Source organism: Glutamicibacter nicotianae (assembly GCF_002797775.1).
Taxonomy (GTDB): domain Bacteria; phylum Actinomycetota; class Actinomycetes; order Actinomycetales; family Micrococcaceae; genus Glutamicibacter; species Glutamicibacter nicotianae.
Genome location: NZ_PGEY01000001.1, coordinates 1,442,692 through 1,454,445, shown reverse-complemented (window position 1 = coordinate 1,454,445; position 11,754 = coordinate 1,442,692). Strand labels below are relative to the sequence as shown.

General features: G+C 65.2%; 8 protein-coding genes and 1 tRNA gene. 8 read left to right on the top strand and 1 reads right to left on the bottom strand.

Annotated features, from left to right (window positions below):
- Positions 1 to 104 precede the first annotated feature (104 nt).
- From ATK23_RS16270 to pyk, 4 genes are all read left to right on the top strand, one after another.
- Entirely contained in the window at positions 105 to 317 is a 213-nt protein-coding gene (locus tag ATK23_RS16270; RefSeq protein ID WP_157066329.1) for a hypothetical protein, read from the top strand.
- Between the two features lie 236 nt (positions 318 to 553).
- Positions 554 to 5,173: a glutamate synthase large subunit gene (gene gltB, locus ATK23_RS06655; RefSeq protein WP_407645294.1), complete on the top strand. Its 4,620-nt coding sequence runs from the start codon at positions 554 to 556 to the stop codon at positions 5,171 to 5,173.
- The gene (locus tag ATK23_RS06650) at positions 5,166 to 6,635 is read left to right on the top strand and encodes a glutamate synthase subunit beta (protein WP_038991797.1); all 1,470 of its coding nucleotides are present in this window, start codon (positions 5,166 to 5,168) and stop codon (positions 6,633 to 6,635) included. The genes gltB and ATK23_RS06650 overlap by 8 nt, the downstream gene beginning before the upstream one ends.
- 86 nt (positions 6,636 to 6,721) lie before the next feature.
- Entirely contained in the window at positions 6,722 to 8,233 is a 1,512-nt protein-coding gene (pyk, locus tag ATK23_RS06645; RefSeq protein WP_066138834.1) for a pyruvate kinase, read from the top strand.
- A 186-nt stretch (positions 8,234 to 8,419) separates the two neighbouring features.
- Here the strand turns inward: pyk and ATK23_RS06640 are convergent.
- Positions 8,420 to 8,504 (bottom strand) — tRNA-Leu (locus ATK23_RS06640).
- 189 nt (positions 8,505 to 8,693) lie between these two features.
- Here ATK23_RS06640 and ATK23_RS06635 point away from each other — a divergent pair.
- The 4 genes from ATK23_RS06635 (at position 8,694) to ATK23_RS06620 (ending at position 11,719) form a co-directional block, all read left to right on the top strand.
- Positions 8,694 to 9,311: an ANTAR domain-containing response regulator gene (locus ATK23_RS06635; protein WP_066138831.1), complete on the top strand. Its 618-nt coding sequence runs from the start codon at positions 8,694 to 8,696 to the stop codon at positions 9,309 to 9,311.
- Positions 9,312 to 9,601: 290 nt separating this feature from the next.
- Entirely contained in the window at positions 9,602 to 10,834 is a 1,233-nt protein-coding gene (locus ATK23_RS06630) for an inorganic phosphate transporter (RefSeq protein ID WP_066138827.1), read from the top strand.
- Positions 10,831 to 11,079 (top strand): hypothetical protein, encoded by a 249-nt coding sequence (locus ATK23_RS06625; RefSeq protein ID WP_066138824.1) that lies wholly within the window; start codon positions 10,831 to 10,833, stop codon positions 11,077 to 11,079. The genes ATK23_RS06630 and ATK23_RS06625 overlap by 4 nt, the downstream gene beginning before the upstream one ends.
- Before the next feature lie 94 nt (positions 11,080 to 11,173).
- Positions 11,174 to 11,719, top strand: a complete 546-nt coding sequence (locus tag ATK23_RS06620) for a dihydrofolate reductase family protein (RefSeq protein WP_066138821.1) — start codon at positions 11,174 to 11,176, stop codon at positions 11,717 to 11,719.
- The last annotated feature ends 35 nt before the right edge of the window (positions 11,720 to 11,754 follow it).

The window sequence follows — 11,754 nt, the reverse complement described above, 5'->3', positions numbered from 1 at the left end:
CCCAATTGCGGTGGCCGGCAAGCATTCATGCTAGCCGGCCACCGCTGGTTTAACCCGTCCCGCGGCCTCCGGGATTGGCTTCCATGACGAGCCAGGGACCCAATATGGCGAAGAAGCACGAAAAATTTGGCGGGATGCCGACGCGTGTGCGCAACATGCTTGAAACATTGGGCGGCTTTCAAAATCGGCTGGCGAAAACGGTTTTCCAGCGTTTTCCACCAAAAAACCTGCTTTTTCCGCGGGAACTGGGACAAAAGTTTTTAACATTGCGGAAACAGAAGCACGCGCATGGGAGAAACAAAACCTGCGTAACGTGAGATCCACGCACCGAACTGGTTGATCGACCCCTGGAACGGCCTGCCGGTGCAGCACCACAACGAGGTGGGAAATGTTCGTCCCCGAAACCTCGATGCGCAAGCAGACCCCGCTTAGCACTGTCGAAAAGTTTCAGCTAGATGAAACATCCAGGCGGCCGGAAGCCCTTGCGAAGAATTAGCCCTTTACCGGGGGCTGCCGCGCGCCTATCCTGCATGAACCACAGAAAGGCACGCTCATGAGCATGACCGGAGTCCAGATGAACGCCTCGCCAGGTTTTGGCGAGGAAGTCCCCTCGCCCTACACCCGTTTCTCCGCGCTGCCCGGCGCGCAGGGGCTGTACGATCCGGCGGCCGAGAAGGACGCCTGCGGCCTGGCGATGATTGCGTCCCTGAAGAACGAAGCCAGCCATGGCATTGTCGCCCATGCGCTGACCGCCCTGCGCCGTCTGGAGCACCGAGGCGCCATCGGCGCCGACGAGGGCACCGGCGACGGCGCCGGCATCCTGCTGCACCTGCCCGACGCGTTCCTGCGCAGCGTCACCGCATTCGATCTTCCCGCTGCCGGCTCCTACGCCGTGGGCATGGGCTTCCTCCCGGCCGACTCCGGCGAACGTGCCTTCGCCCAAGAAGAGCTGGAAACCATGGCCGCCGAGGAGAACCTCGCGGTGCTCGGCTGGCGCGAGGTGCCGGTCAGCGCCGACGTGCTCGGCGCCTCTGCCCGCAAGGTGATGCCCTGGATCACCCAATTCTTCATCGCCGCGCCTGCCGGCGCCCCGGCCGCCACCAGCCGCGAGCTGGACGCCGCCGCCTGGCGCATCCGCCGCCGCGCGCACAACAAGATGGGCGTGTACTTCGCCTCGTTCTCATCGCAGTCCATCGTCTACAAGGGCATGGTCTCCACCGCGCAGCTTGAGCCCTTCTACCCGGACCTGTCCGATAGCCGCTTCGCCAGCCGCTGCGCGATCGTGCACTCGCGTTTCTCCACCAACACCTTCCCGTCCTGGCCGCTGGCCCAGCCGTTCCGCACCATCGCGCACAACGGCGAGATCAACACGGTCAAGGGCAACCGCAACTGGATGCGCGCCCGCCAGTCCACCCTCGCCTCGCCGCTGCTCGGCGAGGTGCCCGAGGAACTGTTCCCGATCTGCACCGCCGGCGCCTCGGACTCGGCCTCCTTCGACGAGGTTGCCGAAATGCTCATGCTCTCGGGGCGCAACGTCGCCGAGACGATCATGATGATGATCCCGCAGCCGTGGGAAAACGACGACCAGATGGACGCGGATTTGCGCGCCTTCTACCAGTACCAGTCCATGCTCATCGAGCCGTGGGACGGCCCGGCAGCTGTCTGCTTCACCGACGGCCAGATGGCCGGCGCCGTGCTTGACCGCAACGGCCTGCGCCCGGCCCGCTGGTGGGTCACCGACGACGGCCTGGTGGTGCTTGCCAGCGAGGTCGGCGTGATCGACACCGACGAAGAGCACATTGTGGCCAAGGGCCGTGTCGCCCCGGGCAAGATGTTCGCGGTGGACCTGGCCGGCCAGCGCATCGTCGAAGATGCCGAGATCAAGGCTGAAGTGGCCGCCTCCAAGCCATGGCGCGACTGGGTGGCGCAGAACCTGAAGACCCTGGACGACTTCCCGGACCTGGAGCATGTGCGCCACAATTCGGCTTCCGTGGCCCTGCGCCAGCTGACCTTCGGCTACACCACCGAGGAGCTGCGCGTGCTGCTGGCCCCGATGGCCGCCGCCGGCGCCGAGCCGCTGGCCGCCATGGGCACCGACACCCCGATCGCCGCCCTCTCGCAGCGCCCGCGGCTGCTGTTCGACTACTTCACCCAGTCCTTCGCCCAGGTCACCAACCCGCCGCTGGATGCGATCCGCGAAGAGCTGGTCACCTCCATGGGCACCGCGATCGGCCCGGACGGGAACCTGCTGTCCCTGGACCGCGTTGAGCAGACCCAGATCGCGCTGGACTACCCGGTGCTGACCAACGACCAGCTGGCCAAGATCGCGAACCTGCGCGACGAATCCGGCGCCAAGTACACGCTGAAGGTGCGCGGGCTGTACCGCCCGGCCGGCGGCGAATCCGAGCTGCGCGCCCGGCTGCAGGAAATCTGCGAGAAGGTCTCCGCCGCGGTGAACCGCGGGGTGCGCTACATCGTGCTCTCGGACCGCGACTCCTCGGCCGCCTGGGCGCCGATCCCGTCCCTGCTGCTGACTTCCGCGGTGCACCACCATCTGCTCAAGAGCTCGAACCGCACCCGCGTCTCGCTGATCATCGAGTCCGGCGACGCCCGCGAAGTGCACCACATCGCGCTGCTCATCGGCTACGGCGCCAGCGCGATCAACCCCTACCTCGCCCTGGAATCGGTCGAGCAGATGGCCGAGAACGGCGAGCTGCCCGGCGTCGACGGAAGCCAAGCCAGCGCCAACCTGATCAAGGCGCTGGGCAAGGGCGTGCTGAAGATCATGTCCAAGATGGGCATCTCCACGGTCTCCAGCTACTGCGGCGCGCAGACTTTCGAAGCCGTCGGCCTGTCCCAGCGCGTGGTCGACCAGTACTTCACCGGCACCGCCACGAAGCTCTCGGGCATCGAGCTGGACGTGGTGGCCGCCGAAGCCGCCGCCCGCCATGCGCGCGCCTACCCGGAGATCGACGGCGGCGCCCAGCCGCTGGAATTGGAGACCGGGGGAGAGTACCAGTGGCGCCGCGAAGGCCCGCCGCACCTGTTCAACCCGGAAACCGTCTTCCGCCTGCAGCATTCCACCCGAACCCGCCGCTACGACGTGTTCAAGGAGTACACGAAGGCGGTGGACGACCAGGCCGCGCAGCTGAAGACCCTGCGCGGGCTGCTGAAGTTCAAGACCGAGGGCATCACCCCGATCAGCATCGACGAGGTCGAGCCGGTCTCCTCGATCGTCAAGCGGTTCTCCACCGGCGCGATGAGCTACGGCTCGATCTCCGCCGAGGCGCATGAGACCCTGGCCATCGCGATGAACCGGCTGGGCGCCAAGTCCAACACCGGCGAGGGCGGCGAGGACCCCGAGCGCCTGCTCGACCCCGAGCGGCGCAGTGCCATCAAGCAGATCGCTTCGGGGCGCTTCGGCGTGACCAGCCTGTACCTGACCAATGCGGATGACATCCAGATCAAGATGGCGCAGGGCGCCAAGCCCGGCGAGGGCGGCCAGCTGATGAGCCAGAAGCTCTACCCGTGGATCGCCAAGACCCGGCACTCCACCCCGGGCGTCGGGCTGATCTCCCCGCCGCCGCACCACGACATCTACTCGATCGAGGACCTGGCCCAGCTGATCCACGACGCGAAGTGCGCCAACCCGTCGGCCCGCGTGCACGTGAAGCTGGTCTCCGAGTCCGGCATCGGCACCGTCGCGGCCGGCGTGGCCAAGGCCAAGGCGGACGTGGTGCTGGTCTCCGGGCACGATGGCGGCACCGGCGCCTCGCCGATGAACTCGCTGAAGCATGCCGGCACCCCGTGGGAGATCGGCCTGGCCGAAGCGCAGCAGACGCTGATCCTCAACGGGCTGCGCGACCGCGTCACCGTGCAGGTCGACGGCCAGCTGAAGACCGGCCGCGACGTGCTGATCGGTGCGCTGCTCGGGGCCGAGGAGTTCGGCTTCGCCACCGCCCCGCTGGTGGTTTCCGGCTGCATCATGATGCGCGTGTGCCACCTGGACACCTGCCCGGTGGGGGTGGCCACGCAGAACCCCACGCTGCGCGAACGCTTCACCGGAAAGGCCGAATTCGTGGTGAACTTCTTCGAGTTCATCGCCCAGGAGGTGCGCGAACTGCTCGCCGCGCTGGGGGCCCGCACCCTGGACGAGGTGATCGGCAAGGTCGAGCTCCTGGACACCGATGCCGACCAGATCACCGCCCACGACAAGGTGGCAGGGCTGGCCCTGGATGCGATCACACATGTCCCTGACGTCGAGCTGGCCGCGCGCCGCCGGCGCATCGGCCAGGACCACGGGCTGGACACGCACCTGGACCAGCAGCTGCTCGCCGCCGCCGCGCCGGCGCTGGCAGACCGCCTGCCGGTGAGCATCGACGCGAAGATCGTGAATACCGACCGCTCCACGGGCACGCTGCTGGGCCACCACGTGACCAAGACCTTCGGGGTGCAGACCCTGGAGCAGGACACCATCAAGGTGAACCTTTCCGGCCGCGCCGGCCAGTCCCTGGGCGCGTTCCTTCCCGAAGGGATCACGCTGAAGCTCTCCGGCGACGCGAACGACTACGTGGGCAAGGGCCTGTCCGGCGGCCGGATCGCGATCCACCCGCCGCACACCACCCTGTCCAAGCCCGAAGAGCAGGTCATCGCCGGCAACGTGGTCGGCTACGGCGCCACCAGCGGCCAGCTGTTCATCAACGGCATGGTCGGCGAACGCTTCGCGGTGCGCAACTCCGGGGCGAGCATCGTCACCGAGGGCATCGGCGAGCACGGCTGCGAGTACATGACCGGGGGACAGGTGCTGATCCTGGGAGCCACCGGCCGGAACTTCGGCGCCGGATTCTCCGGCGGCACCGCCTGGGTGCTGGACTTCGATCCGGCCAAGCTGAACCCGCTGGCCGCCGAGCATGGCGACCTGCTGGTCGCCCCGGTCAGCGACGCGGAAGCCGAACGCATCCGCGAGCTGCTCACCGAGCACATCGCGTTGACCGCGTCCCCGCTGGCCTCCCGCCTGCTGCTGGACTGGGAGAACACCCGCGGCCGGCTGACCAGCATCACCCCGCGCGACTTCGCCGCCGTGCAGCGGTTGCGCAGCGATGCGGTGGCCAGCGGGCAGAACCCGGACTCGCCGCAGGTATGGAACAAGATTTTGGAGGTGACCCGTGGCTGATCCACGCGGATTCCTGAAGGTGGCCGAACGCGTCACCCAGCCCAAGCGCCCGGTCCCGGTGCGGCTGATGGACTACAAGGAGGTGCTGGAGCGCCAAAAAGCCGGCACCCTGAAGGAGCAGGCCGGCCGTTGCATGGACTGCGGCGTGCCGTTCTGCCACAACGGCTGCCCGCTGGGCAACCTGATCCCGGAGTTCAACGACCTGACCTACAAGGGCCGGATGGACGACGCGGCAGCACGGCTGCTTTCCACCAACAACTTCCCTGAGCTGACCGGCAAGCTGTGCCCGGCCCCCTGCGAGGCCTCCTGCGTGCTGGGGATCAACCAGCCCGCGGTGACCATCAAGCAGGTCGAGGCGGAGCTCGCCGGGCACCTGATGGATGCCGGCGGCTTCGAGCCGCAGCCGCCAGCCAGGCACACCGAGCACCGCGTGGCGATCGTCGGCTCGGGGCCGGCCGGCCTGGCCGCCGCCCAGCAACTCACCCGCGCAGGGCACACCGTGGCGGTGTACGAGCGCGACGAGGCCATCGGCGGCCTGCTGCGCTTCGGCATCCCGGATTTCAAGCTGGAAAAGCAGGTCATCGACCGCCGCCTGGAGCAGATGGAAGCGGAAGGCACGATCTTCCGCACCGGCATCGAGATCGGCAAGGACATCAGTTGGAAGCAGCTGCGCCGCGACTACGACGCGGTCATCGTGGCCACCGGCGCGACCGTGCCGCGCGAGCTGCCGGTGCCGGGCAACCAGCTCGATGGCGTGCACCACGCCATGGAGTTCCTCACCGATAACAACCGCGTGGTGGCGGGGCTGAAGCAGGAGCGCTCGATCGATGCCAAGGGCAAGCACGTGATCGTCCTCGGTGGCGGCGACACCGGTTCGGACTGCATCGGCACTGCCCTGCGCCAAGGCGCCGCCAGCGTCACCACGCTGGCCATCGGCAAGCAGCCGGGCACCGAACGCCGCGAGGACCAGCCGTGGCCGATGATGCCGGTGCTGTTCGAGGTGCAGACCTCCCATGAGGAAGGAGGCGAGCGGACCTACCTGGCCTCGACCGTCAACTTCATCTCCGGCGAGGGAACTGAGCAAAACAAGGTGATCGGTGTTACAGTTGCAGAGACAGAATTTGTTGCTGGCAAGCGCCTCCCGAAGCCTGGAACCGAACGCGTAATCAAAGCGGATCTGGTCCTGCTTGCCCTCGGGTTCACCGGTCCGGAAGTTTCCGGATTGGACGAACAGGTCAGTATCGAATTCGACAACCGGGGCAACGTCGCCCGAGATGGCTACTACATGACGAACACCGAGTCAGTATTCGTCGCCGGAGACGCCGGTCGGGGACAGTCGCTGATCGTGTGGGCTATCGCCGAAGGACGCGCTTGCGCGGCCGCGGTCGACAAGTTCCTCACGGGTTCGACTACCCTCCCTGCACCGGTTGCTCCAACCGATAGGGCCATCAGCATCATTTGAGTGACATAGGCTTGAATGCGGCGCACCCGGAAACCGGGTGGGCCGCATTTTGCCTATGTGAACATGAAAGGCATTTGGCTGACGGAATGAGACGCGCAAAGATTGTGGCAACCTGGGGCCCGGCCCTGGCAAGTTATGAAAACACTGTAGCGGTACTGAAGGCGGGCGTGGACGTCGCCCGCTTGAACATGAGCCATGGAGACCACTCCATGCACGCGCAATCCCTGGCGAATGTGCGCAATGCGGCCGCAGAGGTAGGCCGTGCTGTCGGCATCTTCGCCGACCTGCAGGGTCCGAAGATCCGCCTCGGCCGCTTCAAGGACAACGCCAAGTACATCCTCGAGGCCGGTGAGGAATTCACCATCACCATCGAGGACATCGAAGGCACCAGGAACCTGTGCTCGACCACCTTCAAGGGACTTCCCAGCGATGTGCAGCCAGGGGACTTCCTGCTGATCAACGACGGCAAGGTCAAACTCAAGGCGCTGGCTGTTGACGAGACCTCGGTGCGTTCGGAGGTCGTCGTCGGCGGCGAAGTGTCCAACAACAAGGGTATCAACCTGCCTGGCGTGGCCGTGAATGTGCCTGCGCTGAGCGAAAAGGATGAGGACGACCTGCGCTGGGCCATCCGTGCCGGCATCGACATGGTCGCGCTGTCCTTCGTGCGCAACGCCGAGGACATCGAGCGTGTGCACGAGATCATGGACGAAGAAGGCCGCCGTGTGCCGGTCATCGCCAAGATCGAGAAGCCGCAGGCCGTGGCGGCACTGGAAGAAATCGTCAACGCCTTCGACGCGATCATGGTCGCCCGAGGCGACTTGGGCGTCGAGTTGCCATTGGAGGAAGTTCCACTGGTGCAGAAGCGTGCGGTCGAGCTGGCTCGCCGCTGGGCGAAGCCGGTCATCGTCGCCACCCAGGTGCTTGAATCGATGATCGAATCGCCAACCCCGACCCGTGCCGAGGCTTCGGACTGCGCCAACGCGGTGCTCGACGGTGCCGACGCGGTCATGCTCTCGGGAGAGACCTCCGTAGGCGAGTACCCGGTGGAAACGGTAGAGACCATGTCGCGGATCATCTCTTCGACCGAAGAGCACGGACTGGATCGCATTCCACGCCTGGGCTCCAAGCCGAAGACCCGCGGCGGTGCGATCACCCGCGCCGCAGTGGAAATCGCCGATCAGCTCGATGCGAAGTACATCGTGGCCTTCACCCAGTCCGGCGACTCGGCGCGGCGCCTGTCGCGGCTGCGCCCGAAGAAGCCGGTGCTGGCCTTCACCCCGCTGCAGCAGACCTACAACATCATGACCCTGATGTGGGGTGTGCAGGCACGCCTGGTCGCCTATGCGGACCATACCGACAAGATGACCGCCCAGGTAGACGAGGCGCTGCTCTCCGAAGGACTGGCCGAGGTCAACGACCTGGTCTGCATCGCAGCTGGTTCCCCTCCGGGGCAGGCCGGCTCGACCAACTCGCTGCGCGTGCACAAGATCGGCGACCTGGCAGATGCCGGCCAGCTGGTCGATGGCAAGCCGATGCCTGCACGCGAGAAGGTTGGTCCGTGGGCTCCGGAGAACGTATCGGTTCCGAAGAACCTGTAGCCGCGGCTTCCCGCTAGACGAAGCATTTCGATCCGTCCTGTCCCAGAAGCTGGGGCAGGGCGGACTCTGCTTGGGTCGGCGAATGCGGGTTGTGAACTCGAGCACAGCCAATCGACAACCCATCGGCCGGGGGGCGCGAAAAAGGCCGTTGGACCGGAAATATTTCCGGGCCAACGGCCTTGAAGCTGGTGCCCAAGGTGGGACTCGAACCCACACATCTTTCGATACCGCATTTTGAGTGCGGCGCGTCTACCGATTCCGCCACTTGGGCTGGCACTTTGACTACTTTACTAGAGGTTTTCCAGATTTCCTAATCAGGATCCTCGCGTCTTCGCCTGAACAAGAGTACATGCCAGTAGTCTTAGAAGTGAAACCGAGGCAACGTGGCTTCGCTGAACCTAAACCACCTAGATGCCGCCCGCGCAGCGGGCAGGAATTCTGACCATGGAGGAAGGCGCCAATGAGCGAACTACCTGAAATCACCCGCATCCCATCCGAGGTGCAAACCACTCCGCGTCGCGTGGTCGTTGCCGAGGACGAGACCCTGATCCGCCTGGACATCGTCGAAATCCTCCGCTCCGAGGGCTACGACGTCGTCGCCGAAGCCGACAACGGCCAGGCGGCTCTGGAAAAGGCCCGCGAGCTGAAGCCCGACCTGGTGCTCATGGACGTGAAGATGCCGGTCATGGACGGCATTACCGCCGCCGAAGCCATCGTCAAGGAACGCATCGCCCCGGTGGTCCTGCTGACCGCCTTCAGCCAGAAGGAACTGGTGGAGCGCGCCCGCGAAGCCGGGGCCATGGCCTACGTGGTCAAGCCGTTCACCCCTGCAGACCTCACCCCGGCAATCGAAATCGCGATTTCCCGCAATGACGAACTGCGCGCGCTGGAAGAAGAAGTCAGCAACCTGGCCGAGCAGTTCGAAACCCGCAAGCTGGTGGACCGCGCCAAGTCGCTGCTCATCACCAAGATGGGCCTGACCGAGCCGGAAGCGTTCCGCTGGATCCAGAAAACCTCCATGGATCGCCGCTTGAGCATGCGCCAGGTCGCCGAGACGGTCGTCGACCAGGTCAAGTAGGCACCGCCAGCCACCAGAGTGTGCGCCAAGCCACGTATGGTTTGGCGCACATTTTTTATGCCCTCGACCGGCTGGAACGGCGCTCGACTGGGCGTTCACCGTTCCGCAACCTTTTGTTTACCCTTTTTTCCGCTGAATGGGGTTGCAATCCTGGATTGACGTACTGCGTGGTAGGCCTAAGATGGAAATTGCGCCGAGAACGAAGACCCGCACGCCATTACCCTCCGCAGGACCCTTCTTCATGGCCCGTTCACTTTTCCTTGCCGTTCGACCCCTCAGGCTGGTATTCAATGGATTTGACGCTTATCGTCGTCCTGGTCATTGCCTTGGCGTTGTTTTTCGACTTCACCAATGGTTTCCATGACACGGCCAATGCGATGGCCACTCCAATCGCAACCGGAGCAATTTCCCCTAAGAAGGCTGTTGCCCTCGCCGCAATTCTGAACCTCGTCGGCGCTTTCCTCTCCACCGAGGTAGCGAAGACCATTTCAGGCGGCATCATCAACGAAGACCCGACCACGGGCGTAGCGATCGGCCCGGCGATGATCTTCGCGGGCCTGATGGGTGCCGTGATCTGGAACCTGTTCACCTGGCTGCTGGGCCTGCCATCGAGCTCTTCCCACGCACTGTTCGGCGGCCTCGTTGGCGCCGCGATCGTCGGTGCGGGGTTCGCATCGGTGAACTACAGCGTGCTGCTGTCCAAGGTGCTGCTCCCGGCCATCTGCGCGCCGCTGATCGCGGGCATCTCCGCATACCTGTGCACCAAGCTGGCGTACGCCATCACCAAGCGTGAAAACGGAGCCTCGCCGAAGCGTGGTGGTTTCCGCTACGGCCAGATCTTCTCCTCCTCGCTGGTCGCGCTGTCGCACGGCACCAACGATGCGCAGAAGACCATGGGCATCATAACCCTGACCCTGGTGGCTTCGGGCCTGCAGGATTCCGACTCCGGAGTGCAGTTCTGGGTGGTCGCCACTTGTGCGTTCGCCATCGCACTGGGCACCTACACCGGCGGCTGGCGCATCATCGCCACCATGGGATCCGGCCTGACCGACGTGAAGCCTGCGCAGGGCTTCGCCGCCGAGATGTCCACCGCTTCGGCGATCCTGACCTCCTCGCACCTGGGCTTCGCGCTGTCGACCACCCAGGTGGCTTCCGGCTCGGTGATCGGTTCGGGCATGGGCCGCAAGGGCGGCGAAGTCCGCTGGGGCACAGCCGGCCGTATTGCCTTGGGCTGGCTGTTCACCCTGCCTGCTGCTGGTATCGTCGGCGGCATCGCAGCCGCCATCACCCACTTGGGCAACGTCGGCATCGTGATCGTCGCTGTCGCTGGTACCGGTGCGATGCTCGCCATCTGGTTCATCTCTCGCAAGCAGCCGCACGACCACGAGTCGAACATCTCCGACATCGACAACTCGGGCGCAGCGGTGAACATCCTGTCCAAGAAGGAACGCCGCGCCAAGGCGAAGGCGGAGGCGAAGCAGGCCAAGGCCGCCGCCGTGCAGAAGGAAGCTGATAAATCATGATCGACTGGACAGCATTCCTGGTCGTTGCCGTTGTCACGTGGATCGCCGCGTTGGCGATTGTGGCCGCGTACTCCTTCGGTGTCCGCCTGCTTGCCGTTGCCAAGGATGGCGGCCGTGGCCAGAGCGTGAGCAAGGCCGGCGCCTACGCCTGCTTCGTGGTGTGCGGACTGATCGTCGCCTTGGGCGTCGTGCTGATCGTGCCGCAGCTGAGCGAGGCCATCCTGGGCATCTCCTCGAGCCACTAGGAGCCGCGCTGGGTGCCGGGCGGACCCGACACGAATCCGCGGTCCACTGCCAACTTGATATCGCCTTCGATGGAGGCACCCCTAGACTGGAGCCATGACTAGCTTCAAGTACTACGTGGGTGCCTCCATCGATGGTTTTATTGCCGATCGCAACGGCAGCGTCCAATGGTTCGTTCCCTATGCCTCGCAGCCGGGAGTGAAAAAGCATTTCGACGAGTTCTTCGAGACCGTCGGCGCCGTAGTGATCGGCGGCAAGACCTACGAGAACATCGTCCGCGACGCCACAGAGGGATCAGTGCCGTGGGTGTTCGGCGACAAGCCGGTATGGGTCTTCACCCACCATGAACTGCCGACACTGCCCGGAGCGGACCTGACCTTCATCCGCGGCGAGGTGGGCTTCTGGAGCCAGGACATCGCCCAAAGCGCTGGGGCTGGCGACGTGTGGGTGGTCGGCGGAGCCGACCTGGCCGGTGCCTTCGTCGAGGCCGATGCGCTCGATGAGCTGCTGCTGGTCACCGTTCCGGAAGTGCTCGGCGGCGGGGCGAATCTCTTCGGCCGCGCGATCAGCACGCAGCTCTCCTCCCTGGAGGTCACCGACCTGGGAGCGGACATCGTCCTCTCGCGCTACGCGATCGGCTAGGCGGCGCCGGAGCCCGGCCGAAAACGCGGCGGAGC

Bases quoted from the DNA above. Each gene is read 5' to 3' on its own strand.
- ATK23_RS16270 (WP_157066329.1), top strand. From the start codon at position 105: ATGGCGAAGAAGCACGAAAAATTTGGCGGGATGCCGACGCGTGTGCGC.
- gltB (WP_407645294.1), top strand. From the start codon at position 554: ATGAGCATGACCGGAGTCCAGATGAACGCCTCGCCAGGTTTTGGCGAG.
- pyk (WP_066138834.1), top strand. From the start codon at position 6,722: ATGAGACGCGCAAAGATTGTGGCAACCTGGGGCCCGGCCCTGGCAAGT.
- ATK23_RS06635 (WP_066138831.1), top strand. From the start codon at position 8,694: ATGAGCGAACTACCTGAAATCACCCGCATCCCATCCGAGGTGCAAACC.
- ATK23_RS06630 (WP_066138827.1), top strand. From the start codon at position 9,602: ATGGATTTGACGCTTATCGTCGTCCTGGTCATTGCCTTGGCGTTGTTT.
- ATK23_RS06625 (WP_066138824.1), top strand. From the start codon at position 10,831: ATGATCGACTGGACAGCATTCCTGGTCGTTGCCGTTGTCACGTGGATC.
- ATK23_RS06620 (WP_066138821.1), top strand. From the start codon at position 11,174: ATGACTAGCTTCAAGTACTACGTGGGTGCCTCCATCGATGGTTTTATT.